Origin of the sequence: Micromonospora hortensis (assembly GCF_022230935.1) — a bacterium.
Taxonomy (GTDB): Bacteria; Actinomycetota; Actinomycetes; order Mycobacteriales; family Micromonosporaceae; genus Micromonospora; species Micromonospora hortensis.
In genome coordinates this window covers 153,270-179,508 of the sequence record NZ_JAKKFE010000023.1, presented here as the reverse complement: position 1 = coordinate 179,508, position 26,239 = coordinate 153,270, and the positions used below count along the sequence as shown (strand labels likewise).

26 protein-coding genes and 3 tRNA genes are annotated in these 26,239 nt (G+C 70.9%); 14 read left to right on the top strand and 15 right to left on the bottom strand.

Going from position 1 to position 26,239, the window contains the following annotated elements; genetic code table 11:
• Positions 1 to 10 precede the first annotated feature (10 nt).
• The 6 genes from NIE111_RS17045 to NIE111_RS17020 all read right to left on the bottom strand — a co-directional run bounded on the left by NIE111_RS17045 (position 11) and on the right by NIE111_RS17020 (position 8,009).
• On the bottom strand, positions 11 to 1,630 hold the full coding sequence (locus tag NIE111_RS17045) for a glycoside hydrolase family 13 protein (protein WP_238685325.1): 1,620 nt from the start codon (positions 1,628 to 1,630) through the stop codon (positions 11 to 13).
• A 139-nt stretch (positions 1,631 to 1,769) separates the two neighbouring features.
• Positions 1,770 to 2,657 (bottom strand): carbohydrate ABC transporter permease, encoded by an 888-nt coding sequence (locus NIE111_RS17040; RefSeq protein ID WP_238685324.1) that lies wholly within the window; start codon positions 2,655 to 2,657, stop codon positions 1,770 to 1,772.
• An 11-nt stretch (positions 2,658 to 2,668) separates the two neighbouring features.
• Positions 2,669 to 3,625 carry a carbohydrate ABC transporter permease gene (locus NIE111_RS17035; protein ID WP_238685323.1) on the bottom strand — a complete coding sequence of 319 codons (957 nt, stop codon included), beginning with the start codon at positions 3,623 to 3,625 and terminating at the stop codon, positions 2,669 to 2,671.
• An 86-nt stretch (positions 3,626 to 3,711) separates the two neighbouring features.
• Positions 3,712 to 5,091, bottom strand: coding sequence for an ABC transporter substrate-binding protein (locus NIE111_RS17030; RefSeq protein ID WP_238685322.1), 1,380 nt, complete (start codon positions 5,089 to 5,091; stop codon positions 3,712 to 3,714).
• Between the two features lie 333 nt (positions 5,092 to 5,424).
• A complete protein-coding gene (locus NIE111_RS17025) occupies positions 5,425 to 6,429 on the bottom strand; it encodes a LacI family DNA-binding transcriptional regulator (RefSeq protein WP_238685321.1) in 1,005 nt (334 codons plus the stop codon).
• 92 nt (positions 6,430 to 6,521) lie between these two features.
• The gene (locus NIE111_RS17020) at positions 6,522 to 8,009 is read right to left on the bottom strand and encodes a dihydrolipoyl dehydrogenase family protein (protein ID WP_238685320.1); all 1,488 of its coding nucleotides are present in this window, start codon (positions 8,007 to 8,009) and stop codon (positions 6,522 to 6,524) included.
• Positions 8,010 to 8,089: 80 nt separating this feature from the next.
• Between NIE111_RS17020 and NIE111_RS17015 the strand changes: the two genes are divergently transcribed.
• The gene (locus NIE111_RS17015; protein ID WP_238685319.1) at positions 8,090 to 9,166 is read left to right on the top strand and encodes a serine hydrolase domain-containing protein; all 1,077 of its coding nucleotides are present in this window, start codon (positions 8,090 to 8,092) and stop codon (positions 9,164 to 9,166) included.
• Here NIE111_RS17015 and NIE111_RS17010 read toward each other — a convergent pair whose 3' ends face one another.
• Both NIE111_RS17010 and NIE111_RS17005 read right to left on the bottom strand, forming a co-directional pair.
• Complete coding sequence (locus tag NIE111_RS17010) at positions 9,167 to 10,480, bottom strand: cryptochrome/photolyase family protein (RefSeq protein WP_238685318.1); 1,314 nt, start codon at positions 10,478 to 10,480, stop codon at positions 9,167 to 9,169.
• Positions 10,477 to 11,400, bottom strand: a complete 924-nt coding sequence (locus NIE111_RS17005; protein WP_238685317.1) for a phytoene/squalene synthase family protein — start codon at positions 11,398 to 11,400, stop codon at positions 10,477 to 10,479. The genes NIE111_RS17010 and NIE111_RS17005 overlap by 4 nt, the downstream gene beginning before the upstream one ends.
• 65 nt (positions 11,401 to 11,465) lie before the next feature.
• Here NIE111_RS17005 and NIE111_RS17000 point away from each other — a divergent pair, with 65 nt between their 5' ends.
• The 8 genes from NIE111_RS17000 to NIE111_RS16965 all read left to right on the top strand — a co-directional run bounded on the left by NIE111_RS17000 (position 11,466) and on the right by NIE111_RS16965 (position 17,064).
• On the top strand, positions 11,466 to 12,608 hold the full coding sequence (locus NIE111_RS17000; RefSeq protein ID WP_238685316.1) for a polyprenyl synthetase family protein: 1,143 nt from the start codon (positions 11,466 to 11,468) through the stop codon (positions 12,606 to 12,608).
• A 28-nt stretch (positions 12,609 to 12,636) separates the two neighbouring features.
• Positions 12,637 to 14,118 carry a phytoene desaturase family protein gene (gene crtI, locus NIE111_RS16995; RefSeq protein WP_238685315.1) on the top strand — a complete coding sequence of 494 codons (1,482 nt, stop codon included), beginning with the start codon at positions 12,637 to 12,639 and terminating at the stop codon, positions 14,116 to 14,118.
• Positions 14,115 to 14,735: an isopentenyl-diphosphate Delta-isomerase gene (idi, locus tag NIE111_RS16990; protein ID WP_238685314.1), complete on the top strand. Its 621-nt coding sequence runs from the start codon at positions 14,115 to 14,117 to the stop codon at positions 14,733 to 14,735. Before crtI ends, idi begins: the two co-directional genes overlap by 4 nt.
• Positions 14,725 to 15,675, top strand: a complete 951-nt coding sequence (locus NIE111_RS16985; protein WP_238685424.1) for a MerR family transcriptional regulator — start codon at positions 14,725 to 14,727, stop codon at positions 15,673 to 15,675. The genes idi and NIE111_RS16985 overlap by 11 nt, the downstream gene beginning before the upstream one ends.
• Positions 15,676 to 15,750: 75 nt before the next feature.
• Positions 15,751 to 16,533 (top strand): polysaccharide deacetylase family protein, encoded by a 783-nt coding sequence (locus NIE111_RS16980; protein WP_238685313.1) that lies wholly within the window; start codon positions 15,751 to 15,753, stop codon positions 16,531 to 16,533.
• A 154-nt stretch (positions 16,534 to 16,687) separates the two neighbouring features.
• A tRNA-Glu gene (locus tag NIE111_RS16975) sits at positions 16,688 to 16,760 on the top strand.
• Between the two features lie 57 nt (positions 16,761 to 16,817).
• Positions 16,818 to 16,891, top strand: a tRNA-Asp gene (locus tag NIE111_RS16970).
• 99 nt (positions 16,892 to 16,990) lie between these two features.
• Positions 16,991 to 17,064, top strand: a tRNA-Phe gene (locus NIE111_RS16965).
• 416 nt (positions 17,065 to 17,480) lie between these two features.
• Here the strand turns inward: NIE111_RS16965 and NIE111_RS16960 are convergent.
• Complete coding sequence (locus NIE111_RS16960) at positions 17,481 to 18,560, bottom strand: hypothetical protein (protein ID WP_238685312.1); 1,080 nt, start codon at positions 18,558 to 18,560, stop codon at positions 17,481 to 17,483.
• Positions 18,561 to 18,726: 166 nt separating this feature from the next.
• Here NIE111_RS16960 and NIE111_RS16955 point away from each other — a divergent pair, with 166 nt between their 5' ends.
• On the top strand, positions 18,727 to 19,254 hold the full coding sequence (locus NIE111_RS16955) for an SRPBCC family protein (RefSeq protein ID WP_238685311.1): 528 nt from the start codon (positions 18,727 to 18,729) through the stop codon (positions 19,252 to 19,254).
• A gap of 12 nt (positions 19,255 to 19,266) precedes the next feature.
• Here the strand turns inward: NIE111_RS16955 and NIE111_RS16950 are convergent, their stop codons facing one another.
• Positions 19,267 to 19,968, bottom strand: a complete 702-nt coding sequence (locus tag NIE111_RS16950) for a DUF2786 domain-containing protein (RefSeq protein ID WP_238685310.1) — start codon at positions 19,966 to 19,968, stop codon at positions 19,267 to 19,269.
• Positions 19,969 to 20,097: 129 nt separating this feature from the next.
• Here NIE111_RS16950 and NIE111_RS16945 point away from each other — a divergent pair, with 129 nt between their 5' ends.
• On the top strand, positions 20,098 to 20,538 hold the full coding sequence (locus tag NIE111_RS16945; protein WP_238685309.1) for a hypothetical protein: 441 nt from the start codon (positions 20,098 to 20,100) through the stop codon (positions 20,536 to 20,538).
• 57 nt (positions 20,539 to 20,595) lie between these two features.
• Here NIE111_RS16945 and NIE111_RS16940 read toward each other — a convergent pair whose 3' ends face one another.
• Positions 20,596 to 20,985 carry a hypothetical protein gene (locus tag NIE111_RS16940; protein ID WP_091396011.1) on the bottom strand — a complete coding sequence of 130 codons (390 nt, stop codon included), beginning with the start codon at positions 20,983 to 20,985 and terminating at the stop codon, positions 20,596 to 20,598.
• Positions 20,986 to 21,140: 155 nt separating this feature from the next.
• Between NIE111_RS16940 and NIE111_RS16935 the strand changes: the two genes are divergently transcribed.
• Entirely contained in the window at positions 21,141 to 22,484 is a 1,344-nt protein-coding gene (locus tag NIE111_RS16935) for an ABC transporter substrate-binding protein (protein WP_238685308.1), read from the top strand.
• Between the two features lie 67 nt (positions 22,485 to 22,551).
• Here NIE111_RS16935 and NIE111_RS16930 read toward each other — a convergent pair whose 3' ends face one another.
• Both NIE111_RS16930 and NIE111_RS16925 read right to left on the bottom strand, forming a co-directional pair.
• The gene (locus tag NIE111_RS16930) at positions 22,552 to 23,295 is read right to left on the bottom strand and encodes an enoyl-CoA hydratase/isomerase family protein (RefSeq protein WP_238685307.1); all 744 of its coding nucleotides are present in this window, start codon (positions 23,293 to 23,295) and stop codon (positions 22,552 to 22,554) included.
• Complete coding sequence (locus tag NIE111_RS16925) at positions 23,292 to 24,149, bottom strand: 3-hydroxyacyl-CoA dehydrogenase family protein (protein WP_238685306.1); 858 nt, start codon at positions 24,147 to 24,149, stop codon at positions 23,292 to 23,294. The genes NIE111_RS16930 and NIE111_RS16925 overlap by 4 nt, the downstream gene beginning before the upstream one ends.
• A gap of 177 nt (positions 24,150 to 24,326) precedes the next feature.
• Here NIE111_RS16925 and NIE111_RS16920 point away from each other — a divergent pair, with 177 nt between their 5' ends.
• Positions 24,327 to 24,614 carry a hypothetical protein gene (locus tag NIE111_RS16920; RefSeq protein ID WP_091396025.1) on the top strand — a complete coding sequence of 96 codons (288 nt, stop codon included), beginning with the start codon at positions 24,327 to 24,329 and terminating at the stop codon, positions 24,612 to 24,614.
• A gap of 53 nt (positions 24,615 to 24,667) precedes the next feature.
• Here the strand turns inward: NIE111_RS16920 and NIE111_RS16915 are convergent, their stop codons facing one another.
• A complete protein-coding gene (locus NIE111_RS16915; RefSeq protein ID WP_238685305.1) occupies positions 24,668 to 25,447 on the bottom strand; it encodes a class I SAM-dependent methyltransferase in 780 nt (259 codons plus the stop codon).
• A gap of 54 nt (positions 25,448 to 25,501) precedes the next feature.
• Between NIE111_RS16915 and NIE111_RS16910 the strand changes: the two genes are divergently transcribed.
• Positions 25,502 to 25,891, top strand: coding sequence for a PPOX class F420-dependent oxidoreductase (locus NIE111_RS16910; RefSeq protein WP_238685304.1), 390 nt, complete (start codon positions 25,502 to 25,504; stop codon positions 25,889 to 25,891).
• Between the two features lie 100 nt (positions 25,892 to 25,991).
• Here NIE111_RS16910 and NIE111_RS16905 read toward each other — a convergent pair whose 3' ends face one another.
• Entirely contained in the window at positions 25,992 to 26,201 is a 210-nt protein-coding gene (locus tag NIE111_RS16905) for a BldC family transcriptional regulator (protein WP_007073996.1), read from the bottom strand.
• Positions 26,202 to 26,239 lie beyond the last annotated feature (38 nt).

The following is a 26,239-nucleotide window of genomic DNA, read 5'->3' as shown; positions in this document are numbered from 1 at the left end:
CAGAGTCAGGTCAGGCCGGGCCGTCCGCCCCGCGCGGCCCGTCGGTGGACTCGGCGGTACGCAGCCAGACCGCCGTGTCGGACGGCAGCAACCCGTCGTCGAGCGGCCCGCTGGCCAGCAGCAACTCCCCCTGAGCTGGCATCGGGACCGGCGCGGCGGACAGGTTGACAAGGCAGGTGAAGCCACCGCCGCGGTGGAACGCCAGCACCCCGTCCGGGGCGGGCAACCAGGTCAGCTCGCCGTCACCGAGCGCCGGGTCGGCCTTTCGGGCCTGGATCGCCGCCCGGTACAGCTCCAGCATCGAGGCCGAGTCGCCGGTCTGCGCGCTGGCTGTCCGGTCCTTCCAATCGGCCGGCTGCGGCAGCCACGGCGCCGCGGCGCCCTCCGGGCTGAACTCGAACGGCGGCTCGTCCCCGCCCCAGGGCAGCGGCACGCGGCAGCCGTCCCGACCGGGGTCGACCCGACCGGACCGCTCCCACATCGGGTCCTGCCGCAGCGCGTACGGGATGTCCTCGACCTCGTAGAGGCCCAGCTCCTCGCCCTGGTAGACGTAGGCGGCGCCGGGCAGCGACAGCGAGAGCAGCGCTGCGGCGCGGGCCCGGCGGGTGCCCAACTCCAGGTCGGTGGGGGTGCCCTCGCGTTTGGCGGCGAAGCTGAACCGGGTGTCCGCGCGACCGTAGCGGGTGACGTGCCGGGTGACGTCGTGGTTCGAGAGCACCCAGGTGGCCGGCGCGTTGACCGGCGCGTGCGCGCTCAGCGTCCCGTCGATGCTCTCCCGCAGGGCCGCGGCGTCCCAGGCGCAGCCGAGGAAGTCGAAGTTGAACGCGGCGTGCAGCTCGTCCGGGCGCAGGTAGTTGGCGAACCGCTGCCGGTCCGGTAGCCACACCTCACCGATCAGCGCCCGGTCGGCGTACTCGTCGGCGACCCGACGCCAGCCCCGGTAGATGTCGTGCACGCCGTCGAGGTCGTGGAACGGGTGCGGCTGGTCGGGCTGGACCTCGGGCAGTGTCCCGTCCTTGACCAGGAGCCCGGCCGAGTCGATCCGGATGCCGTCCACGCCCCTGTCGAACCAGAACCGCAGGATGTCCTCGAACTCCTCCCGCACCCGGGGGTGGTCCCAGTTGAAGTCCGGCTGCTGGGGGGCGAACAGGTGCAGGTACCAGTCGCCGGGGGTGCCGTCCGGGTTTGTGGTGCGGGTCCAGGTCTCGCCGCCGAACTCGCCGACCCAGTCGGTGGGTCGCTCGTCGCCGTTCGGCCCCCGGCCGGGTCGGAACCAGAACAGGTCCCGTTCGGGCGCTCCGGGGCCGCCGGCGAGCGCTGCCTGGAACCAGGGGTGCGCGTCGGAGCAGTGGTTGGGCACCACGTCGACGATGGTCCGGATGCCCAGCGCGTGCGCCTCCGCGATCAGCGCCTCCACCTCGGCCAGGGTGCCGAAGACCGGGTCGATGTCGCGGTAGTCGGAGACGTCGTAGCCGGCGTCCGCCATCGGGGACGGGTACCAGGGGCTGAACCAGATCGCGTCGACGCCGAGCGCGGACAGGTGGTTCAGCCGGGACCGGATGCCGGCGATGTCGCCGATGCCGTCGCCGTTGCCGTCGGCGAAGCTCCGGGGATACACCTGGTAGATCACGGCTCCACGCCACCACGGACTTCTGTCAGCTGTGGACACGAGCACCTGCTTTCTGCGTCAGTACGTCGGCGGGTTCGCCGGACCTGGTTATGTGTCGGGCGAACGGTCGTTGTTCGCCGCGCGGGAGGACCGGTGGTCGCTATCCCTTGATGCTGCCCGTGGTCAGACCGGACATGATGTTCCGCTGGAAGATCAAGAAGATGATGACAGTCGGGATCGCGGCGATGACCGACGCGGCGATCACCACGTTCATCGGCGTGCCACCGGCAAAGGCGTAGATGCCGACGCTGACCGTCCGGGTCTCGGGCGACGGCATGACCAGCTTCGGCCAGAGGAAGTCCTTCCAGACCGCCGTCACGGCGAAGATCGAGACGACGCCGAGGATGGGACGCGACAGCGGCAGGATGATCGACCACAGCGTGCGCAGCGACGACGCCCCGTCCATCAGAGCCGCCGCCATCAGCTCCTCGGGGATCGAGTCGAAGAACCGCTTCAGCAGGAAGATGTTGAACGCGTTCGCGACCAGGGGCAACCAGATCGCGAACGGTGAGTCCAGCAGGTTGATGTGCACGATCGGCAGGTCGATCACCGTCACGTACTGCGGGACGATGAGGACCATGGCCGGGATCATCAGGGTCCCCAGCATCAGGGCGAGGATCACGTTGCCGAAGATCGGTCGAAGCTTGGACAGCGAGTACGCGGCGGCGGTGTCGAAGACCAGTTGGAACAGCACCGCGCCGATCGCGTAGTAGAAGGTGTTGAACAGCAGCTTGGCGAGGGCCAGGTTGTTCCACGCGTCGACGTAGTTCTGCGGCTGCGGGTCCCTCGGCCACAGCGACGGTGGGGTCTGGGCGATCTCCTGGCCGGACTTGAGCGCGCCGGTGACCATCCAGTAGAGCGGTCCGAGGAAGACGAGCGTGAACCCCGCCACGACCACTACCAGCAGTGTCCAGTAGATGACCCGGCCGCGCCCCCGGCTGAGCTGGGATTGGGAGATGAGGGTCCGGGTTCCGGAATCCTGTGCCATTCCTCGCCGTCCTAGTCCTGTTTCGCGGTCAGCCGCACGTACACGGCGGAGAAGCCGGCCAGCACCACGAGCATGATCACGCCCAGGGCGGCGGCGCCGTTGAGGTCGTTCTGGAAGAACCCGTGCTGGTAGATGAGGTACGCCACCGAGGTCGCCGAGTCCTCCGCACCCGCGCCGTTGGCGAGGATCAGTGGCTCGATGAAGAGCTGCATGGTGGCGACGATCTGCAGCATCGCCAGGAGCGCGAGGATCAGCCGGGTCTGCGGGATCGTGACGTGGACGATTCGCTTCCAGATTCCGGCGCCGTCCAGCTCGGCCGCCTCGTACAGCTCCCCGGGAATGTTCTGCAACGACGCCAGGTAGATCAGCACCGCGCCGCCCATGTTCATCCAGGTCGACGCGACCACCATCGCCGGCATCGTCATCTCCGGCGACTGCATCCACTGCGAGGTGGGCAGGTGCAGCGCCTTGAGGATCGCGTTGAAGAGCCCGGCCTCGCTCGGGTCGTACGCGTAGAACTTGAAGAGGAACAGCGCGGAGGCCGGCGGCAGCATCACCGGCAGGTAGACCAGGATCCGCAGGTACCCCTTGGCGTGGCGGAACTCGTTGAGCAGGATCGCCACGAAGAACGGCACCACGTACCCGAGGGCCAGCGCCAGGACTGTGAAGTAGAAGGTGTTCTGCCAGGCCGTCCAGAAGCTGGGGTCGGCGATGATGCGGGAGTAGTTGTCCCAGCCCACCCAGGTGGTCTCGCCGCGCCGGGTCCGCTGGAAGCTCATGACGATCCCGCGGACCATCGGGTACCAGGAGAAGACGACGAAGCAGAGCACCGCCCCGATCAGGAACGCGTGACCGCTGAGGTTGTCCCGTACCTTGCGGCCGAGACTCGTGCGCTGCGGCCTGGCCGAGTACGGCGACGGCGGGCGGCCCGGTTTCCTGGGGGTCTCCGGGACGGTGGTGATCGCCAAGGCAACTCCTGGGTGAGTCGGTGACGTCGAGATGCGGTGCGAGTGGCGTGGGGGTCGGGTCGGCGTCCCGACCCCCACACGATCGGTCAGCTCTCGGCGGCGAGGAGCTGGTTGACCTTTTCCTCGGCGGTCTTGAGCAGTGCGTCGATGTTCGAGTTCGGGTTGGTCAGCACACCTGACATCGCGCCGTCGAGCACCGCGTAGACGGCCTGGGCGTTGCGCGGCTCACCCTTGATCGGGACCGGGGTCGCCTCGAAGAGCGCGAAGTTCGTCGTGTCGACGTTCGCGTTCGCCTTCCGCAGCTCCAGCTCCTGCTTCTGCGCGTCGCTGCCGTTGGCGAAGAGCAGCGGCTGGGGCAGACCCACCGGGTAGTTCTGCGGCTTGGCCCGCACGTAGTCGAACTGGCCCTTGCCCGGGGTGAGCTTCTGGTACGCGATCCACTTCAGACCGGCCTTGACCTGCTCGGGAGTGAGGTCCTTCTTGAAGAAGTAGCCCTCGCCACCACCGAGCGTCCCCTTCGCCGCGCCGTCCTGGCCGGGCAGCGGAGCCATCGCCCAGTCCTGGAACTTGCCCTGGAACTGGCTGACGATCGCCTGGGTGGCGTCCGGCGCGCCGATGAACATGCCGACCTTGCCCGCGCCGGCGTTCGTCAACAGGTCGCCCCACTGGAGGAGCTGACGGGCGCCCATGCTGTTGTCGCCGTACCGCATGTCCTTGAGGTTCTGCAGGACCTGCTTGCCCATGGTGTTGTTGAAGTCGGCCTTCTTGCCGTCCTCGGTCAGCACCTTGCCGCCCTGCGAGTAGAGCAGGGAGGTGAAGTGCCAGCCGCCGGTGTTGCCGGCGCTGTACTCCGAGTAGCCGGCGATGCCGTTGCCGAGCGCGGAGATCTTCTTGGCGGCGGTACGGACCTCGGCCCAGGTCTTGGGCGGGTTGTTCACGTCCAGCCCGGCCTGCTGGAACAGGGCCTTGTTGTAGACCAGGCCCATCGAGTAGTTCTTCACCGGCACGGCGTAGAGCTTGCCGCCGTCGGTGAAGACCTCCTTGAGCGCCGGGTCGACGCTGTCCCAGGTCGCGATCGCGTCCTTGTTGACATGGGGGCTGATGTCCATCGCCTGACCGGAGTCGAGCACCTGCTGGAGATCGGTCATGTACCCGTAGAAGACGTCGGTCACGGTGCCGCCAGCGAGGCGGGCGGTGAAGTCCGGCGGGTTGTTGCACTGCTCGCCGACGCTGACGCTCTTGATGGTGATGTCCGGGTTCTGCTTCTGGAACTCGGCGACGTCGTCGTTCCAGTTCTTCAACAGCTCTTTCTGGGCGCCGACCGGCTGGCAGTCGACAGTGATGGTGACCTTGCCGCCGGCGGTCGAGCCCTTGTCGTCGCTCTTCGTGGAGCATGCCGTGAGGCTGAGCCCCAGGCCGGCCACGAGCGCAACCGCCGCAGCCTTTCGGTATTGCGGTACGGACATCTGTCCATCCCTTCGGGAACGGGTGACTCCAATGACCTTTGCTGATCTGCGGTGATACGACCTGACGCCCAGTAGCTGCGTCGGAGCCAGGTGTGAGTGGAGTCACTGTAGCGAGGCCGACTCATTTCGGCAAGGTATCGACCCTGTTCCGAAAGGACACGACGCGATCACGACAGATGTTGGCAAGCCCTTGAAAGCAGACCGGTTTGCCGACTATTGATGCCTTATGGCCGATCATTCGGCTTGGTCGATGGCGACCGTGGCGGGCAACGACGAAAACGGCCGCCGACCGCGAGAGGCGGTCGACGGCCGAAGCGTCGTTCGGTGTGGTGCCTAGCGGCCGGGGGCGGGAGCGGTGGAACCCCGCACCACCAACTCCGGCTCGAACAGCAGCTCGTCCTGAAGGACGCCGGCGCCCTCGATCTGGGTGACCAGCAGATCCACTGCGGCCTGCCCCATCGTCTCGATCGGCTGCCGCACAGTGGTCAACGGCGGGTCGGTGCACGTCATGAACGCGGAGTCGTCGTAGCCCACCACCGACACGTCGGCCGGCACCGAGCGACCGAGCCGCCGGGCCGCGCGGATCGTGCCCAGCGCGAGCACGTCGCTGGCGCAGATGATGCCGGTCACGCCCCGCTCGACCAGTTTCGTCGCGGCGACCCGCGCCCCCTCCATGGAGAAGCTGGAGCGCTCCACGCACTCGGCGTCGCCCTCGTCCCAGCCGGCGGCCTTCATCATCGCGTCGAGTTTGCGCCGGGACGGCACGTGCCCCTCCGGGCCGAGCACCATCCCGATCCGTTCGTGCCCGAGCGAGCGCAGGTGCCCGTACGCCTGCTCCACCGCCACCGCGTCGTCGGTGGAGACCCGGGGGAAGCCCAACTCCTCCACACCAGCGTTGACCAGCACGACCGGAAGCCCTCGGTCGGTCAGCCGACGGTAGTGGTCGTGTTTGGCGTCGGCGAGCGCGTACGACCCGCCGGCGAAGATCACGCCGGAGACCTGGTGGTCGAGGAGCATCTCCACGTAGTCCATCTCGGAGACCCCGCCGATGGTCCGGGCACAGAGCGCCGGGGTGTAGCCGCGCTGGGCGAGAGTGCCGGTGACCACCTCGGCCAGCGCCGGGAAGATCGGGTTCTGCAACTCGGGCAGCACCAGCCCGACCAGCCGGGCGCGTTCGCCGCGCAGCTTGGTCGGCCGCTCGTAACCGAGCACGTCCAGCGCCGTGAGCACTGCGGTGCGGGTCGCCTCGGAGACCCCGTCGCGGCCGTTGAGCACCCGGCTGACGGTGGCCTCGCTGACGCCCGCCTTCTTGGCAACTTCAGTCAACCGCTTGGTCACGTTCGCAATCGTACGTCACCTGAATGAAAGAAATGAACAGCAAATTGCCGGCGTTTGCCAGCGCACTGCTTGATCGCCGCGCGGAGACGGGGTCAGGACAGGTCGCGTAGGGCGGTTTCGATGGCCCGGTGGAAGGTCGGGTACGCGTAGATCATGTGCCGGAGCTGACTCAGCGGCACCGCCGCGTGCACCGCCACCACCAGCGCGGACAGCACCTCGCCGCCGGCCGGGCCGGCCGAGGTCGCGCCGATCAGCACGCCCTGGTCGGCGTCGGCCACGAGCTTGATGAAACCGTCGTCGCCGACCCGGTGGATCCAGCCTCGGGTCGAGCTGCCGAGTTTGGTGAAACCCACCTGCACGTTGATGCCGCGCTCGCGGGCCTGCTGCTCGGTGAGCCCGACAGCGCCGATCTCGGGATCGGTGAAGGTCACCCGGGGCAGCGCCCGGTAGTCAGCTCGCGGGACGGTGCCGGCCGATCCGCTCGATCCGCTGGCGGCCAGCGAACTGGACGCGCCCATCGCCCCGCCGACCACGCTGGAGGTGCCGCTGGCGTCCGCCCCCGCCTTCGCCTGCCGGGCGCGGGCCAGGATGTCGGCGATCACGATCCCCGCCTGGTACATGGCGATGTGCGTGAAGGCGCCCTCGCCGGTGATGTCGCCGACCGCCCAGACGTGGTCGGTGACGTGCAGACGGTCGTCGACCGGGAGGTAACGCTGGCTGGCGTCCAGGCCGATCGTGTCCAGGCCTAGCTCGGCGAGGTGGGCCTTGCGCCCGGTCACCACCAGCAGCCGGTCGGCGGTGAACTTCGCGCCGCCGCCACCGCGCAGAGTGAACCTGGCTCCGTCGTGCTCGACCCGTTCGGCGCGTACCCCGGTGTGGATCTCCACGCCGTCGGCGCGCAGCGCCGCGGCGGCAACCTCGGACGCCTCGGGTTCCTCGATGGCCAGCACCCGGTCGAGAGCCTCGACCACTGTGACCCGGACCCCGAAGCGGGCGAAGACCTGCGCCAACTCCAGGCCGATCGCGCCGCCACCCAGCACGAGCAGCGACTGCGGCAGCTCCTCGACCTCGATCGCCTGATGGTTGGTCCAGTACGGGGTGTCGGCCAGGCCGTCGATCGGCGGCACCGACGGGCGGGTGCCGGTGCCCAGGACCACCCCGTGTCGGGCCTCGAACACCTGATCACCGACGCGGACCCGGCGCGCACCGTCGAGCCGACCGCTGCCCCGCACGAGTCGGCCACCCTTGCCGACGAACCGCTCCGCCGCGACCGTGTCGTCCCAGGTGTCGGTGGCTTCCTCGCGGATCCGCTTCGCCACCGGCGCCCAGTCCGGCTGGACCTGGGCGGTGCCGGCGAGCCCGTCGACCCGGCGAGCCTCGGCGAGCGCGTTGGCGGCTCTGATCATCATCTTGCTCGGGATGCAGCCCCAGTACGGGCACTCCCCGCCGACGAGATCCCGTTCGACGCCGACGACGTTCAGGCCGGCCTCGGCAAGTCGCTCGGCCACCTCCTCGCCCCCGACCCCGAGCCCGACCACGACCACATCCACCAGCTCCGGCTCCGCCACACCGAACAGCATCCCCCAGCGACACCACACCAACCACCGGGGTCGGCGGAAAAGTCGGAGCGTGCACCGGCCCGGACGCCTACCGTGGCCGGATGCACGCACGCTTCGCTCCGGTCCGGGACTGCTTCCACGACCTGTTCGCCTCCGGCCGGGAAACCGGCGCCGCAGTGACCATCTGGTACGACGGGCAGCCGGTAGTGGACCTGGTCGGCGGCTCCCGCCGCGGCCACGGGCCGGGCGGCGAGCCGTGGCTGCCGGACACGCTGGTGAACGTCTACTCGGTCGGCAAGCCGGTGGCCGCGCTCTGCCTGTTGCTGCTCGTCGACCGGGGAACCGTCGATCTCGACACGCCAGTGGACCGGTACTGGCCGGAGTTCCGCACACCCGCCACGGTCCGTCAGGTGTTGTCGCACACCGCCGGGCTGCCGGCCTTTCCGGTGCCCCGACCGGCCACCGCGATCGCCGACTGGACGGTGCTCACCGGCGACCTGGCCGCCGCCGACCCCGAGTGGTCGCCGGGCTCGGTCGCCGGGGAACACGCCTGGACGTACGGGCATCTGGTGGGCGAGCTGGTCCGCCGCGTCGACGGACGGTCGGTGGGCCGGTTCCTGGCCGAGGAGATCGCCAACCGGTGGCAGCTCGACCTCGGCTTCGGGTTGATCGAGGCGGACCAACTGCGCAGCGCGGACCTGCGGTACGGCGACCCGCAGTGGCCGACCCGAATGCTCGGTGAGCCCGGCTCGCTGCGGGCTCGGGCGATCGGCAACCCGGCCGGCGGGCTGGACCTGGCCGTGCTGAACAGCCCGATGTGGCGGGGCGCGGAGGTGCCCGCGGTCAACCTGCACGCCACCGCGGCCAGCCTGGCCCGGCTCTACGCCGGCCTGCTGGCCGGTGGTGTCCTGGACGGGGTTCGGCTGTTCAGCAAGGAGCTGGTAGCGGAGGCGACAGGGGTCCAGTACGACGGGCCGGACCTGGTGCTGGACCGCGACGCCCACTGGACCCTGGGCATGCAGTGGGAGCCGGACGGCAGTTGGGGCATGGGTGGCATCGGCGGCAGCAGCGCGTGGGCCGACCCCGAGCGGGGCTACACCTTCGCGTACGCCACGGCGCACCTCGCCGAGCACGACCGGGTGGACGAGCTGGTCGAGGCGTTGCACTCGGTGCTCTGATCAGCGCAGCCAGACGGGGTCGGTGCCCGGTACCGAGAGCGGCGGTGGGTAGTCGAACGCCTCGGGCAGCCGCCACGGTTGGTGGATGGCCTTGCCCCGCACCCCCGCCAGCTCCGGCACCCACCGGCGCACGTAGTCGCCGTCCGGGTCGTACCGTTCTGCCTGCCGGACCGGGTTGAACCCCCGGTAGGGCTTCGTGTCGTTGCCGGTGCCGGCGACCCACTGCCAGTTGCCGGAGTTGTTCGCCACGTCCCCGTCGAGCAGCCACCGAGAGAACACCGCCACCCCGGACCGCCAGTCCTGCCCGAGGTGCTTGGTCAGGTAGCCGGCGGTGATCAGCCGGGCCCGGTTGTGCATCCAGCCCTGTGCCAGCATCTGCCGCATCCCGGCGTCGACGATCGGCATCCCGGTGCGTCCCTCGGTCCAGGCCGCCAACGCGTCGTCGTCGTAGCGCCACTGCTCGGTGGCACCCCGCCGGTACGCCGCTGTCGAGATCTCCGGGAAGGCTGCGGTGACCTGGTAGTAGAAGTCCCGCCAGCAGACCTGCCTGACGAACGGGCCCGATCGGTCGCCGGCGCGGTTCGCCACCGCCAGCGGCGACACGCAGCCGAAGCGCAGGTACGGGCTGAGCCGGGACGTGTCGTCGCCGGCCATGTCGTCATGCTGATCGCCGTACCGGGTGAGGTCGGGCAGCCAGTCGGTGAGCCGCTGCCGGGCGATCCGCTCGCCACCGATGGCCGCGTCCGGTGAGTCTCCGGCTGGCAGCGCCGGCAACCGGCCCACGCGTACCCGGTCGGGCAGCGCGATCCGGCGCGGCGCGGCCAACTCCTCGCGCCACCGGTTGGCCGCCCAGGCCCTGTGGAACGGGCTGAACACCCGGTAGTGGTCGCCGCCGCCACCGGGCCGCAACGCGCCCGGCTCGACCACTGTCAAACCGGGAAACAGTCGCAGGTGCAGCCGGTGCCGCTCGCACTCGGTGCGTAGTCGCCGCTCCCGACGGACGGCGTAGTGGCTGACGTCGGCCGAGAGCGCGACGGCGGTGGCCCCGACCTCGTCGGCAAGCCGGATCGTCTCGGCCACCGGGTCGCCGTGCCGGACCACCAGGTCGCCGCCACGCTCACGGAGCTGGTCGCGCAGGTCGGCGAGGGCCTGGTGCAGGAAGCGGGTGCGGTTGGCGGAGAGGTCGGCCAGCGCCGGGTCGAGCACGTACAGCGGCACCACCTGGTCGAAGGCGGCACAGGTGGTTGCCAGCGCCGGGTGGTCGTGCACTCGCAGGTCGCGGGTGAGGAGCACGATCGCCGTGCTCGCTGTCACCGGCTCTCCGGTTGGATCGTCGGCCCGGGGATGACGACCGGCGTACCGGTCGAGCTGAGCAGGGCCCGCGCGGCCACCGCCATCCGTCGCCGCTGCGGCACCAGGGCCCGCCGGACGAAGACGTCGTAGTCCTGCGCGGCCACCTCGTCGAGGATGCCGCCGTAGAGCGCGTACGCGGTGCGCATGCAGGCCTGCGAGGCGGGCGCCAGCATGGTGATGCCCGGTGCGGCGGCGGCGTAGTGCGCCTGGGCGCGGGTCACCTCGTACTCGATCAGCTCGCGGATCCGGGGGGTGACGCGGCCCCGGGCGCGGGCCTCGGCCAACTCCTCGCGGGTGACCCCGAACTTCGCCATGTCCTCGTCCGGCAGGTAGGTGCGGCCCCGGTCGAGGTCCTCGGCGACGTCCCGGATGAAGTTGGTGAGCTGGAAGGCGAAGCCGAGTTGCCGGGCCGGCTCCCGGGCCGCCACCGGGTCGGAGGTGCCCAGGATCGGCAGCATCATGGTGCCGATGACCGCCGCCGAGCCCTCCATGTAGTCGAGCAGGTGGTCGTAGGTCGGGTACGCGGTGACGGTCAGGTCCATCGCCATGCTCTTCAGAAACGACGCAAAGTCGTCCCGGTCGAGATCGAAGACGGCGATCGTGTGCAGCACTGCCGGCAACAGGGGGTCGTCGACCGGCGCACCGTGCAGACCGGCCACGAACTGGCTGGCCCAGTGGTCCAGCAGGGCGGCCCGCTCGGCCGGCGGCAGGTCCTCGGTGCGGTCGACGATCTCGTCCGCATACCGCGTGAACCCGTAGAGGGCGTGCACATGTCGTCGTTTCCAAGCGGGAAGCAGACGGGTGGCGAGATAGTAGGTGCGGCCATGGCGTTTGTGCAGCTCACGGCACCGGTCATAGGCAGCGGTGAGATCAGTTTCCACCGGCCCTCCTCCATTTATCGACGCACCAATCGACGCAACTCGTAGCCTAGGGTACGCTCGGTCGCATGGCCAACGACGCAGTTGCGGGCAACGCGACCCGCGTGGCGCCGACAGGGCCGGGGGACGGGGACGATCCGGTCCGCGCCGTTCTGGCTGCCTATACCCACGATCTGGTCACGGCTGTCGACGAGACCCTGGACGCCTTCCTCACCGCCGAGGTCGACACCCTCAACGACATCGACGCGTCGATGGGCAGCTTCGCCGCCACCGCCCGGGAGGCCGTCCTGACCGGCGGCAAGCGGATCCGCTCCACGTTCGCCTACTGGGGTTGGCGCGGAGCCGTCGGTGGCACCGCGCCTCTGCCACCCGTGCTGCCCGCGCTGGCCGCGCTGGAGCTGCTGCACACCTTCGCGCTGGTGCACGACGACGTGATGGACGCGTCCACCACCCGCCGCGGCCGGCCCACCGCGCACATCGCGCTCGCCGAACAGCACGTCGCCGCCGGCCACCGAGGTGATCCCGGCCGGTTCGGTGAGGCCGTCGCCGTGCTCATCGGCGACCTCTGCATGGTCTGGGCCGACCAGTTGCTGGCCCACGCCTCGGTGCCGTCGACGCGCCTCTTCGAGGTGCGCCGCTGCTACGACCAGATGCGGGTCGAGACGGTCGCCGGGCAGTATCTTGACGTGCTCGGCGAGAACGACCCGGGCAACTGGTCGGTCGACCGGGCACTACGGGTGGCCCGATACAAGACCGCCAGCTACACCGTCCAGCGGCCACTGCTCTTCGGTGCCTGCCTGGCCGGGGTGCCCGCTGACGACCCGCTGGTCTCCGCGTACACCCGCTATGGCCTGGCTGTCGGCGAAGCGTTCCAGCTCCGCGACGACCTGCTCGGCGTCTACGGCGACCCGGCGGCCACCGGCAAGCCGGCCGGGGACGACCTCCGCACCGGCAAGCCGACCACGCTGCTCATGCTGGCCCGTGAGCTGGCCACGCCCGCCCAGCTCACGGCGTTGGAGCGAGCCGCCGACGGATCGGTCGACACGCTCGCCGCGCTGGTCGCCGAGACCGGTGCGGTGACCCGGGTGGAGCAGATGATCGCCGAGCGGGTCAGCGACGCGCTGGCCGCGCTCGACGCCGCACCCGTGGACCAGACGGCGCGGACCGCGTTGACCGGGCTGGCCACCGCCGCCGCCAACCGGCGAGCCTGATGAGCGACTTGAGCGAGGAGGTGGTCACGTGCGGACGGTGACAGGACGGACGGACCGGGTGGTGGTCGTCGGGGCCGGGCTGGGCGGGCTCGCCTGCGCGCTGCACCTGGCCGGCAGCGGTCGACAGGTGACGGTGCTGGAGCGCGAGCCGGTGCCCGGCGGGCGAGCCGGGCGCCTCGGCGTGGACGGCTACGAGTTCGACACCGGCCCGACAGTGCTCACCATGCCCGACCTGATCGCCGAGGCACTCGGCGCGGTCGGCGAGGAGTTGCACGACTGGCTGGACCTGACCCCGCTCGACCCCGCCTACCGGGCGTACTACCCGGACGGCTCGACCCTCGACGTGCTCACCGACACCACCCGGATGGCGGCCGAGATTTCCCGGGTCTGCGGGCCCCGGGAGGCCGACGGCTACCTACGGTTCGTCGAGTACGCGCGGGAGCTGTGGCGGCTGGAGCGCACCGACTTCATCGAGCGCAACCTGGACGCGCCGACCGACCTGATCACCGGCAACCTGCTCAAGTTGCTCAGCGGCGGGGCCTTCCGGCGCCTCCAGACGAAGATCAACCAGTTCTTCCGGGACCCGCGTACCCAGCGGATCTTCTCCTTCCAAGCGATGTACGCCGGCCTCGCGCCGCACGACGCGCTGGCCATCTACGCGGTCATCGCGTACCTCGACTCGGTGGCCGGGGTCTACTTCCCACGCGGCGGCATCCACGCGGTCTCCAGGGCGATGGCCGGCGCGGCCGAGAAGCACGGCGTGCAGATCCGGTACGACACCACCGTGACCAGGGTGGAGACCGTGAACGGCCGCGCCACCGGCGTGCTCACCGCCGACGGCGACCTGGTGCCGGCGGACGTGGTGGTGCTCAACCCCGACCTGCCGGTCGCCTACCGGGATCTGCTCCCCGCCGCGCCGCGGCGCCGACTCACCTACTCGCCGTCCTGCGTCGTTCTGCACGTCGGCTCCCGACAGGCCTATGCGAAGATCGCCCATCACAACATCCATTTCGGACGCGCGTGGAAGGGCACCTTCGATGAGGTCATCCGACGGGGTGAGCTGATGACCGATCCGTCGCTGCTGGTGACCAACCCCAGCCGGACCGACCCCGCGGTGGCACCACCGGACCGACACACCTACTACGTGCTCGCCCCGGTGCCCAACCTGCACCGGGCGCCGTTCGAATGGCGCGGCGACCTGACCCAGCGCTACACCGACCAGCTGATCGGCACCCTGGAGGAGCGCGGCTACGTCGGCTTCGGCGCCGGGGTAGAGGTGCTTCGGGCGATCACCCCCGCCGAGTGGGAGGAGCAGGGGATGGCCGCCGGCACTCCGTTCGCCGCCGCGCACACCCTCTTCCAGACCGGCCCGTTCCGCCCGTCAAACCTGCACCGCGACCTGCCGAACGTGGTCTTCGTCGGCTCCGGGACCCAGCCCGGTGTCGGCGTACCGATGGTGCTCATCTCCGGCAAGCTCGCCGCCGGCCGGATCACCGGGGAAGGCCGATGATCAGTCGCGAGAAGCACCTCGTCGAACTCGTCGACGAGTCCGGCAAGGCCCACGGCGAGACGACAGTCGCGGCGGCGCACCAACCACCGGGCCAGCTGCACCGGGCCTTCTCGGTGTTGCTGGTGGACCCGGACGGCCAGGTGCTGCTCCAGCGGCGAGCCGCGGTGAAGACCCGGTTCCCGCTGCGCTGGGCCAACTCCTGCTGCGGCCACCCCCAGCCGGGCGAGTCGCTCGCCGAGGCGGCCAACAGACGGCTGAGCGAGGAGTTGGGCGCGGGCCCGGTCGAGCTGACCGAGGTCGGCGTCTACGTCTACTACGCCGAGGACCCGGCAACCGGTCGGGTCGAGTTCGAGTACGACCACGTACTGCGAGGCGAGTTCCTGCCCAGCGCTCCACTACTGCCCGACCCGGACGAGGTGGCCGAGCTGCGGTGGGCCGACCCCGCCGCGCTGGAGGCCGAGTTGAAACTCGACCCCCGGTCGTACGCGCCCTGGCTGGGCGGGGTGGTGAACCGCTTGCTACGCCCCGCGGAGTCCCGGTCCGGCGCAACCGGCCCGGCCCTGACGCCGCCCGGATCGTCGGCGAATGACACGGCGGAGCGGTCGGGTGGTCGATGAGGCGCTGAGCGCGGGCGCTGTCGCACGTCGGTTGGGGGTCGCGGTGACGACCCTCCGCACCTGGCACCAGCGCTACGGGCTCGGGCCCAGTGAACACATCCCCGGTCACCACCGCCGGTACACACCCACCGATCTGGCCCGTCTCGAGATCATGCGACGGCTCACCGCCGAGGGGGTGAGCCCCGCCGAGGCGGCCCGGTGGGCCCGCCAGGCACCGGACCCGACGCCCAACGGCGCCGGCACCGTCGCCCCCGCCCGGATCCACCCGACCGGCCGTGACGGCGGCGGCTCCATCCCGGTCGGCCGCGCCGGTCCGGCGGCCCGCGGGTTGGCCCGGGCCGCCATGCGACTGGACGCGGCGGCGATCAGCGAGACGATCGCGCACGCACTGGCCGCCAGCGGCGTCGTCGCCACCTGGGAGGGCCTGCTGCGCCCGGTGCTCGCCGGCATCGGCGAACGGCACGCCGCCACCGCCGGCCTGATCGAGGTGGAACACCTGGTGTCCCGCTGCGTCTCGGAGGCGCTCGCCGCGGCCAGTCGGGCCAACGTTCCCACCGGGCCGGCCCGGATCCTGCTCTCCTGCGCCGACGAGGAACAGCACACCCTGCCGCTGGAGGCGTTGGCGGCGGCTCTCGCGGAGGCCGGTGTCAGCTACCGGATGCTCGGTGCCCGGGTGCCGGTGGCCGCTCTCGTCGAGGCGGTCAACCGGACCGGACCGGCCGCCGTGGTGCTCTGGTCGCACACCCGGGCCACCGCCGACCCGACCCAACTCAGCGCGCTACTCGCCGCGCCCCGACGCCCGTTGCTGGTGCTCGCCGCCGGCCCCGGCTGGCGAGCCGACACGCTGCCCGCCGGGGTGGTGCGGCCGGTCGACCTGGCCGAGGCGGTCTCGCTCTCCGCCGCCGTCCGCGACTCCCTGGACCAGTCGAGGCGTGATTGATCGCACTGTCGCCGGATCGCGGCGTGAACTACCGTCGGGCGGGTCCGCCTACCCCGACCCTCCGGGAGCGAGCAGATGCAAGCCCGCGCAGTCCTGGCGTCCGTCCTCGCCGTGGCGCTGCTCCTGTCCGGCTGCGCCCAGCCGACCCGCTCCATCACACCCGCCGCAGTTCCACAGCCTGTGGAATCGACCACGCCGCCCACCCCGAAACCGCACCCCAGCGTCACCAAGCCGGCCAAGCCGCCACTGCGGCCGCTGCCGGCCAAGCTGCCCTCCGGTCTGGGGCGCAACACCGGCGTACGCCCGGTGGCCCTGACGTTCGACGACGGGCCCAGCCCGGCCTGGACACCCAAGGTGCTCGACCAACTGAAGGCCGCCAAGGTGACGGCGACCTTCTGCGTCGTCGGTCGCGAGGTGCAGCGTCACCCGGAGTTGGTCCGGCGGATCGTCCGGGAGGGACACCAGCTCTGCAACCACAGCTGGCGTCACGACCTCGATCTCGCCCGTCGACCTGCCGGCGAGATCCGGGCCGACCTGGACCGCACCAACAAGGCCATCCGGAAGGCCGTTCCCGGCGCGAAGGTGTCGTTCTACCGGCAGCCCGGCGGCCGGTGGACGTCGGAGGTGATCGGGGTGGCCAAGGACCTCGGCATGCGTCCGCTGCACTGGTCGGTCGACCCGCAGGACTGGGACAAGCCGACAGCGGCCACGATCGGCAAGCGTGTCCACACCGCCACCCGGGCCGGTGCGATCGTTCTTCTGCACGACGGGGGCGGTAATCGGGCCGCGACACTGGCCGCATGCCCGAAGTTGATCGCCGACCTGAAGCAGCGCTTCGGCATCACCCGACTCCGCTAGAACCGGTCTGTCCTGCAGTTATGGCCCGTCCCAAGCCCTTGCCGACACCGATTTTGTCGACCGACGGAGCATCACGTATGCTTTCCAAGCCTCCGGCGGGGCCGGATGGGAGCAAGTCCGCTTGAAGTTGCGAATGTGCAATGATGGCGGGGCCGCCCTCATCGTCTAGCGGCCCAGGACGCCGCCCTTTCAAGGCGGTAGCACGGGTTCGAATCCCGTTGGGGGCACGACCGGCGTAAGCCGGAGCAAGGCAAGACCGGCGTAAGCCGGAGCAACACAAGCTAGGTCCTGTGGAGCAGTTGGAGTGCTCGCCGCCCTGTCAAGGCGGAGGTCGCGGGTTCAAGTCCCGTCAGGACCGCAGCGCTGACGCCGCGCCCCGCGCGGCGTTCTGCGTATCGGAGCAGGTCGCCTTGCCGCCGGTTCGTCCGGTTGCCGGGTAACATGAGCCGAGCGACACGGCCAGGTAGCTCAGTTGGTACGAGCGTCCGACTGAAAATCGGAAGGTCGGCGGTTCGACCCCGCCCCTGGCCACATAGCCTTTCGCCGGGCTACAGAGGTCCCCGCCAGCGGAAACGCAGGTGGGGATCTTGCTTTTTCCGGCGCCACTGCCGGCACGCGCGAGCAGAGCGCCGCGACCCCGCGACATCAGCGGCATGGCGCCGAAGCGACGACCTCCAAGATCGTGCTCGATCCAGGAAACAGGGCCCTCCACCCGCGTGCGAGGCCACTACATCAAGGATCGAGCGTGATCATGCGAGAAGGATGCCCTGGCACCGCTGCCGGCGACGCTCGGACGACAACCGCGAGCGGCGTCCATGCACTATCACCGAAACTGCTGCCTCCCGACCGGCTGAGGCAGCAGTTTCCCTGAAGATGCTCAGATCTTGGCGCCCTGTGCACGGCCACCCAGGTGAGACCGCCCCCGCACAACGAGGAACGGCGCGGCGTCAGTGGTCGCGGCGACCCTGCGGGCGGTGCTGCGTCACGCTGCCCTGGATCGCCTCCCACACGCTCCGTCCGGCCTGTCGCAGCGTCTCCCCCGCCTGCTCGGCCAGCTGCGCCGCGCCCTGGGCTGCGGCCTGCGCGGCACCCGGCAGACCACCGTCTCCATCCCCGGACGGGCTCGGACCGGATGCAGTCGACCGGCCTGGCTGGTTGCGGGTCTGCCCGGCCGCCGAACCCGCCGAACCCACCGATCCCTCGGGGCGCCGCTGCTGCCGGCCCTGTGGCTGCTGGCCCTCAGGACGCCGCCCCTCCGGCTGCGGGCCCTCCGGCTGCGGGCCCTGCGGATGCGGGCCGTGCGGATGCGGGCCGTGCGGATGCGGGCCGTGCGGATGCGGGCCCTCCGGCTGCGGGCCCTCCGGCTGCGGGCCCTGCGGATGCGACTGGTCGGCTGACCCCGGGCCGCCAGCTCGCGGCCCGGGTCCTCCGGCGTCCGGTGCCGACCCGACCGGACCCGCCCCGGATCGACCGGCATCCGCCCGATCAGAGCCCGGCCGGCCAGAACTCGGTCGACCTGAGCCCGGCCTGTCGAAACCCAGTCGGTCGCGGTCGGCCACCGGGCTGGCCGCGCCGACCTGCCGGCCCGGCTCGTCGCGTCCGTCGTCCGAGCGTCGACGTGATGCCTTGATCTCCGCTGCGCCCGCGGCCAACTGCTGGGCGCTGCGGTTCACGTCGTCGACGGCGGTGCCGGCCGTACGGGCGAGCGCCTCGATGATGTGCGGGTTGTGGTCGAGCGTGTCGAGTGCGCGGCCCAGGATTCTGGTCAGCTGCTCCAACCGCACCCGCAGTTGTGCCTCGGCGTTCACCCCATCGATGTTCAACTCGCCGCCGTTGAGGTGCACCCGTACGCCGGCGTCGACCTGGAGCAGGTTGGCCACTCGGGCCCGCAGCGACAGGTCGGCCTCCAGGCCGTCGACCGCCAGTCGGATGGAGTCGACGGAGACCTTCGGAATGTCGAGCAGGACGTCCGGGTCCCCGCTGTCGACGTTCCGGTCCGGCTCCCGCTGCTGACCGCTCTCGCTCATGCTCTCCCGCCCCACCTGCACACCGGCTCGGTCGTCCGAGCCGTTGGGCGCGGTTACCCGCTTTCCGGCGGGCCATCCCGTCCGTGACGACTCGACGACCCTCTGTCTGGAACCGGGCACCGCGCGAAGCTGCACACCGAGGCATCAGCCGGTATGGTCCGGGCCTATGGGACAGGAATTGACTGATCCGGCCGACATCCGGCAGGACGTCGGCCAGTTCTCTCTCCGGTGCAGCCTTCTCGTCCCGGGCTCCCCCGAGCACGCGTTCGCGGTCTTCACCGACGAGCTGACCGACTGGTGGGTCACCGAATACACCTGGTCCGGCCCGGACGCGCTGGCCGAGCTGGGCATGGAGCCCCGGGCCGGCGGCATGCTCTACGAGATCGGCCCGTACGGTTTCCGCGCCGACTGGGGCCGGGTGCTCACCTGGGATCCGCCTCGCCGACTGGTCTTCGTCTGGCAGATCGGCCCCGACCGGGCGCCGGTGCCGGACCCGGCCCGCGCGAGCGAGGTCGAGGTGCTGTTCCATGCCGAGGGGCCGGAACACACCCGGGTCGAGCTGGAGCACCGGCACTTCGACCGGCACGGCGAGGCTGCCGAGGGTTACCGCAGGGCGCTCACGGCCGGCTGGCACGAGTTGCTCACCCGCTACGTCGCCACGTTGTCGCGCCACCGCCCCAGCACGACGGCCTGACGACCCATCGGGTCACCGGCCGAGCCGTCGACCGGCGGCGGCGCCAAGGTCACGACCACCAAGGTTCGCGCGTTGGCCTGCCTCCGCCCCCGAACCGAAGCCGGTGCCGCCCAGGCGACGTGGCGGTGCGGTACGCAGCCGTGGGTACTCCTCGGTGAGCCGGCGCTGCACCCGGTCGGACCGGTCGGCCAGCACCAGTGCCATCGACGGTGCGCCCGTCTCGCTGGCCGCGGCCGACTCGGCCGCCCAGAGTCGACCTCCGACCACCTCCGCGAAGCCGGCCAGCCAGGAGCGGCGGAAGGCGGCGGGGTGGTCGTCAGCGGGCACCTCGGTGGCGGCCAGGCCGTGCGCCGCCTGTACGAGCAGTGAGGTGAAGAGCAGGTCGACCCGTTCCAGGTCACTGGCGAAGCCGAAGAGGTGCAGGGCGAAGCCGTTGCCCTGCCGACGGCGTACGCAGCGGCAGCGCAGCGGCTCAGCCACCGCGGCGAGCAGGCCGACCTTGTCGCGGGCGTACGGGGCGACGACGTCGAGCACTCGATCGCCGACCGGGTCGGTGGTCGGGTCCCGGGCGGCGAGCAGCGCCCGGTCGACGCCGTAGCGGGCGATCAGCTCGGTCGCCTTGGCGGTGAACGCGGCGGCCTCGGCCGGCGTGCAGGCCGGGTCCTCGGCCTGGGCCAGCAGCTTGCGCACCTTGCTGAGCATCGCCTCGGACATGCCTACAGAGCTACCACACGGGCCGGACATCATCGGGGCCGCACGGTGATCGATCGATACGTATCATCGTCACGGCCAGATGATCAGTCCGATACGGACGGTCAACCAACTGTTTGGAGGAACGAACGGATGCCATCCCCGACCGCTCGTCTGCTCGCCGTCGCCACGGCCACCGCACTGCTCTCCGTCGGCACGCCCGCGCAGGCGGAGCCCACCACGCCGACCACGCCGGTCAGCTCCGGGCCGAACGCGTTCGCCCCGCTCGCCACCTGTTACGGCGGAGCGGTCCGCTCGTACTTCGAGACCGGCCGCTACGGCGGCTCGGCCGGCCAGTACCGCACCACGACGCGCTGTCGTGACATCAACGTGCGCAACGCGAGCGTGTACGCCACAGACGCGTGCGTGATCTTCGTCGACAAGACGAGTGCCTGCAACTACTGGACCTACCTGCCGGCCAACTCGGGTTGGATCACGGTGGCGACAAACGTCCGGGACGGCGTCAACTTCCGGGTCCGCTTCGAGAACCTGCGGTACGAGTACGAACCGCTGATCGCGTACCACGCGTTCTGACCGATCCGCACGGTCGCGGCGTCCGCCCCCCGACGGACGCCGCGACCCGGCGGCGGTTCACCCGGCGCGGCTGCGCAGGGTGGCGATCGTCGAGCCGGCGAGCGTGAGCAGGCAGTCGGGGAGCAGCCCGTCGGCTGCCGCGGCGCCGAACAGCGCCTCCCCGGTCGGCTCGTCCCGATTCGCGTACGCGCTGACGAAGCGGGCCACCCAGCGGGTGTCGTACCCGGCCTGATCGATCCCCGGAAAGTCGAGCGCCGCACCGCTGGCCGCCGGCGCGTCACCGAGCATGGTCGCGGCCAGACACCAGGCGACGCCGTACGCGCCGTCCAGGCCGGCCCGGTCGACGACCGCGTCGAACGCTCCCACCACCGCGTCTCCATCGCCGGTCAGCGCCGAACGGAGCACGGCGGCCGCGTCATCGAACGTCTGCTGTGGTAGGTCGGTCACGCAGCGCACAGTAGGACGGGTGGTCAAGCGTCCCCGCAACCGTCACTGTCCGTGTTCAACGCGAGCTACCTGCGCATTACGCCACCTCCACGGTCCCGCCGCCGGCCTCGGCACGCTAATGTGCGCAGCGGACCTTCGCCGGAGGAAGGACGACCATGTTCGTATCACGCCGCTCGCGGGTAGCCACACTGGCTGCCTGCGCGACGATCCTGCTCGCCACAAGCGCTTGCGGGGATGACAAGCCCGAAGAGGCCAGCGCCCAACAGGTGCGCCTCTACGGCACGGACGGCAACATGCTCAACTCCTACCCTGCGGAGTTGAAGGAACGAGCGAGTCTCGTCGACGGGATGAAGGGCACCACGCCCCTCGTTCCGCTGCCAGACGACTTCAAGGGCCGGCTACGGGCCGTCAATCCGGCGCTGACGGACTACGTGTACTCCGCCGAGACGTACGACGCGGTGGTGATCGCCGTGCTCGCCTCCCAGTTGGCCGGGAGCACCGACCCGGCCGCCATCACCAAGCAGATCGTCGCCGTGACCAACGACGGGCAGCGCTGCGAAGACCCGGCCAGTTGTCTCACGCTGGCCCGCAACGGGCAGGACATCGAGTACCGCGGCGTGTCGCTGACCCGGGCGGGCTTCACCGACAAGGGTGAGCCGGCCACCGCGAGCTACGCCACGCTGACCTTCGACGGGCAGCAGATCAACGACGGCAAGACCGAGTTCGTCGGCGCGGGCATCGAGTCGGCGGCAAGCACCAAGACGCCGCCGAAGCCGAAGAAGCAGCGCCCGGGTGGCGCCGCCGACCAGGAGCCGCTGATCCTGGGCGGCCTGCTGCCGAAGACCGGTGACCTCTCGATCGCCTACCCGCCGATGGCCGCCGGCGCCGCGCTGGCGATCAAGGAGATCAACGCCGCTGGCGGCGCACTGGGCAAGCCGGTGACGTGGCTCGACGGCGACGACGGCACCAACCCGGCAGTGGCCAAGGCGACGGTGGCCAAGCACGTGACGGACGGCGTCAGCGTGATCATCGGTGCCGGCGGTTCGGGCATCTCCCGGGCGGTGCTGCCGGACGTGGTGCAGGCCGGGAAGATCCTCTTCTCCCCGTCCAACACCGACGCCAGCCTGACCGACGTCGACGACCAGGGCCTCTACTTCCGCACCGCCCCGCCGGACAGCCTCCAGGGCCGGGCGCTGGCCGACGTGATCCTCCGCGACGGGTCACAGAAGATCGTCATCGTCGCCCGCAAGGACTCCTACGGTGAGGGCCTCCAGGGCACCGTCCGCGAGGAGCTGGAGAAGGCCGGTATCGCCAACGACCGGCTCAAGCTGTTGACGTACGAGCCGCCGGCCGACGCGAAGGCCGCTCCGGTCGACTTCAGCGGCGGCGCGAAGGAGATCAAGGAATTCGGCGCGGACGCTGTACTGATCATCGGTTTCGGTGAGTCCGCCCAGGTGATCCGCGGCCTGGCCGACGCCGGGGTGCAGATCCGGCAGTAGGCGAGACCCGAGAACCACTACGGCCGCACCGGCTTCCCGCCGGTGCGGCCGTTTTTGGTACGCGGGATCAGCGCGGCCGGCGGCGCTCCAGGAACTCGGTCATCCGGCGGTGCTTCTCGTCGTCCTCGAACAGCACCGCCTGGCTGACCAGGTCGAGATGCGGGTGCGCGGCGGCCGGCGCGTCCACCGCCAGCTTGGTCAGCCGCACCGCCAGCGGTGAGCCCAGGGCGATCTCGTCCAGCAACGCGTGCGCCACCGTCAGCAGTTCGCCGGGCTCGTCCACCACCCGGTTCACCAGGCCGATCCGCAGGGCCTCCGCGGCGTCCACCCGCCGGCCGGTGAAGAGCAGCTCCTTGGCCCGGCCCTCACCGATCAACGCGGGCAGCCGGTGGGTCGCGCCGGCGCCAGCCAGGATGCCCAACCGCACCTCCGGTTGCCCGAAGACCGCCCGCTCCGTGCAGACCCGCAGATCGCAGGCGTACGCCAGCTCCGCGCCACCGCCCAACGCCGGGCCGTCGACGGCCGCCACGGTCGGCATCGGCAGCGCCCGGATGCGGGCGAAGGCGGCCGAGTTGATCGCGGCGAGGGCGTCCGTGCGACCCCGTTCGCGGAGCTGGCCGATGTCGGCGCCACCGGCGAAGATGCCCGACGCGCCGCCGGTGAGCAGCAGCAGGCGCGGGCGCGCCTCCAACTCGGCGCAGACCTGGTGCAGCTCGGCGATCAGGTCGGCGTCGATGGCGTTGCGCTTCTCCGGCCGGTCCAGGGTGACCACCAGCCGGTCCGGCCGCTCCTCGATCCGCAACCCGCTCACTGCTTGACACCGCCTTCCCAGCGGTAGAAGCCCTGCCCGGACTTCTTACCCAGCCGCCCCGCGGCCACCATCTCCACCAGCAGCGGCGGCGGCGCGAAGCGGTCCCCGTACGCGGCCTGAAGGGTGCGGGCGATGTCCAGCCGCACGTCGAGGCCGACCAGGTCGGTGAGCTCCAACGGCCCGATCGGGTGCCGGTAGCCGAGCACCATGGCCTTGTCGATGTCCGCCGGGCTGGCCACCTCGTCGGCGACCATCCGGATCGCCTCCAGCCCGAGGGTGACCCCGAGCCGGGAGGTGGCGAAGCCGGGCATGTCGCGTACGACGACGGGGTCCTTGCCGAGCCGGCCGGCGAGCGCGACGGCCGCGGCGGTGGTCTCGTCGGCGGTGGCCGGGCCGACCACGATCTCCAGCAGCGCCATCGCCCAGACCGGGTTGAAGAAGTGCAGGCCGACGAAGCGCTCGGGCGCGTCCAACTCGGCGGCCAGCGCCCCGATGGCGATGCTGGAGGTGTTGCTGCCCAGCAGCGCCGGGCGCAGCGCGGCGGAGTCCCGGAGCACCGCACGCTTCAGGGCGAGACGCTCCGGCACCGCCTCCACGATCACCTGGGGGGCGGGAGCGACGGCGGCGAGGGTCGGGCGCAGCGTCACCCGCTGGCGGTTCGTGGCGGCCTCGTCGGCGCTCAGCTTCCCGCGCTGCACCGCCCGCTCCCACAGCTCGGCGAGCCGGTTCAGCGCTGCCGCACCCCGCTCGGGGTCCACCTCGACCAACTCGACGGCGTGCCCTGCGCCGGCCGCCACGTACGCGATGCCAAGCCCCATCGTGCCGGCACCGACGACCACGAAACGATCGCTCATCACGCCTCCCTGTCCCGCCCGCCGACGCGCGGGGTCCCCGCTGCGCCGGCCCGGGTGTCCCGCCCGCTCCGCTCGCTCATGGTGCGACCCTAGACAGCGCGACGACCCGGCCCATGCGTGGGGGAGCGCCGGATCGGGTAATGACGGCCCGTCAACCGAGGGAAGGACCGCATCGACATGAGCCAGGCACCGGAGAGCGTCACCGACGGGGAGATCGTGGAGACCCGAGGCGACGAGCGGGTCGAACTGCTGCGCGCCGACACCAACAACGACGGCAAGACCGACGTGTGGGTGGTGGACACCGACGGCGACGGCAAGGCGGACCTGTTCCAGTTCGACACCGACGGTGACGGCAAGGTGGACATCACCATGGTCGACATCGACGAGGACGGCCAACCGGACGAGGTGGTCGACGGCGACGGCGGCCTTCCGCCCGAGCAGCTCCCCCCGACCGTCCAGGTCTGAGACGTACGGACGGCCCCCGCTCTCCGTCCGGCGGAGAGCGGGGGCCGTTCTGCTCAGTCGACGAGGCGCAGGGTGGCCAGGTAGTAGGGGGCGTCGCGGTCGTCCACATCGGTGAGCTGCCATCCGGTGCCGTGCACCAGGTTGGCGAACTCGTCCGCCGAGCAGACCAGGTAGTCGAACCACTCGGTGCTCAACTCGCGGTAGCGCAGCCGCAGCCGCAGCTGGCCACCGAGCCGGCCGCGTCGACGGTTGCGCTCGTGGTAGCCGGTGTGCAGCGGGTCACGGGTGCCGTACGGGTTGGTGCCCTGCGCGATGATCTGCGCCCCAGGCCGGGCCAGCGCGGCGAGCGCGGCCAGGAACTCGGGAGCACGCTCCCGCCCCTCGAACAGCCCGAGGTTGTTGCCGAGCAGCAGGAATGTGTCGTACCGCGACCCGTCGGCGACGTGCGTGTCGACGGTGCCGTGCACCAGCCGCCGGACCCCGCGACGCCGGCTCACCTCCAGCGCCCCCGCCGAGGTGTCCAGCCCGGTGACGGGTACGCCGCGCTCCTGGAGCAGCAGCGCGATCCGGCCGGCGCCGGTACCGATGTCCAGCGTCTCGCCGTGCGCCCGGTCCACCGCGCGGTGGTCGTACGGCTGCCACTCCGCCGGCCCGTCCAGGTAGTGCGCGGACGGGGCGCCGTTGATCAGACCGTCGTCCCGTTCGATGATCTCGATGACCGGTCGCGGCAGTCGACCACCGACCAGGGGCCGGGGGCCCACCCCTGTGGCCACGGCGAGCGTGTCTCGCAGCAGTTCGCCGATCACGTCACCGATTCGAGGTTCGACCGTCACGGCGTTCACGCTATCCGGCCACTCAGTGGCCCGCGCCGGCCGTATCCTGGCGGCGTGACCATGCTGGACCGGCTGTCGGCCGAGAAGTACATCCTGCTCACGACCTTCCGCACTGACGGTCGGGCGGTGCCGACCCCGGTCTGGGCGGTACGCGACGGGGAGGCGCTGGCGGTCTGGACCCGGGCCGACTCGGGCAAGGTGAAGCGGATCCGCCGCAACGGCGAGGTGACGGTGGCGCCGTGCGACGTGCGGGGTCGGCCACACGGGGCGGAGGTGTCAGCTCACGCCACGATCTACGGGGGCGGTGACACCGGTCGGGTCCGCGACCTGCTAAAGCACAAGTACCGCCTGATCGGTCGGCTGAGCCTGCTGGGCAGCCGGTTGCGCCGCGGCGAGGGCGGCACTGTCGGCATCCGGGTGACATTGGCCGAGCCACAGCGCTGACCCGCGTCGCTGACCCGCGGCCCGGGGTCGTGCTCGGCTGGGCACACGAAAGGGGCGGCGGATCGAGATCCACCGCCCCTGACGTAGAACTGTTGCCTGCTCAGTCGCCCTGCCGCTGCTGCGGGATCTGGCCCTGCAAGAGCGCCCTGACCTCCGACTCACGGTACCGACGGTGGCCACCCAGGGTGCGGATGGCACTGAGCTTGCCAGCCTTGGCCCACCGGGTCACCGTCTTCGGGTCGACCCGGAACATCGACGCCACCTCGGCCGGCGTGAGTAGCGGCTCTGGTTCGTGCGTTCGCGATGCCATCGGTCACTCCTCCACATGTATAGACATCGGCCGGGGTC

Bases quoted from the DNA above. Each gene is read 5' to 3' on its own strand.
- NIE111_RS17040 (WP_238685324.1), bottom strand. From the start codon at position 2,657: ATGGCACAGGATTCCGGAACCCGGACCCTCATCTCCCAATCCCAGCTC.
- NIE111_RS17030 (WP_238685322.1), bottom strand. From the start codon at position 5,091: ATGTCCGTACCGCAATACCGAAAGGCTGCGGCGGTTGCGCTCGTGGCC.
- NIE111_RS17020 (WP_238685320.1), bottom strand. From the start codon at position 8,009: ATGCTGTTCGGTGTGGCGGAGCCGGAGCTGGTGGATGTGGTCGTGGTC.
- NIE111_RS17015 (WP_238685319.1), top strand. From the start codon at position 8,090: ATGCACGCACGCTTCGCTCCGGTCCGGGACTGCTTCCACGACCTGTTC.
- NIE111_RS17000 (WP_238685316.1), top strand. From the start codon at position 11,466: ATGGCCAACGACGCAGTTGCGGGCAACGCGACCCGCGTGGCGCCGACA.
- idi (WP_238685314.1), top strand. From the start codon at position 14,115: ATGATCAGTCGCGAGAAGCACCTCGTCGAACTCGTCGACGAGTCCGGC.
- NIE111_RS16980 (WP_238685313.1), top strand. From the start codon at position 15,751: ATGCAAGCCCGCGCAGTCCTGGCGTCCGTCCTCGCCGTGGCGCTGCTC.
- NIE111_RS16960 (WP_238685312.1), bottom strand. From the start codon at position 18,560: ATGAGCGAGAGCGGTCAGCAGCGGGAGCCGGACCGGAACGTCGACAGC.
- NIE111_RS16955 (WP_238685311.1), top strand. From the start codon at position 18,727: ATGGGACAGGAATTGACTGATCCGGCCGACATCCGGCAGGACGTCGGC.
- NIE111_RS16950 (WP_238685310.1), bottom strand. From the start codon at position 19,968: ATGTCCGAGGCGATGCTCAGCAAGGTGCGCAAGCTGCTGGCCCAGGCC.
- NIE111_RS16945 (WP_238685309.1), top strand. From the start codon at position 20,098: ATGCCATCCCCGACCGCTCGTCTGCTCGCCGTCGCCACGGCCACCGCA.
- NIE111_RS16935 (WP_238685308.1), top strand. From the start codon at position 21,141: ATGTTCGTATCACGCCGCTCGCGGGTAGCCACACTGGCTGCCTGCGCG.
- NIE111_RS16925 (WP_238685306.1), bottom strand. From the start codon at position 24,149: ATGAGCGATCGTTTCGTGGTCGTCGGTGCCGGCACGATGGGGCTTGGC.
- NIE111_RS16920 (WP_091396025.1), top strand. From the start codon at position 24,327: ATGAGCCAGGCACCGGAGAGCGTCACCGACGGGGAGATCGTGGAGACC.
- NIE111_RS16905 (WP_007073996.1), bottom strand. From the start codon at position 26,201: ATGGCATCGCGAACGCACGAACCAGAGCCGCTACTCACGCCGGCCGAG.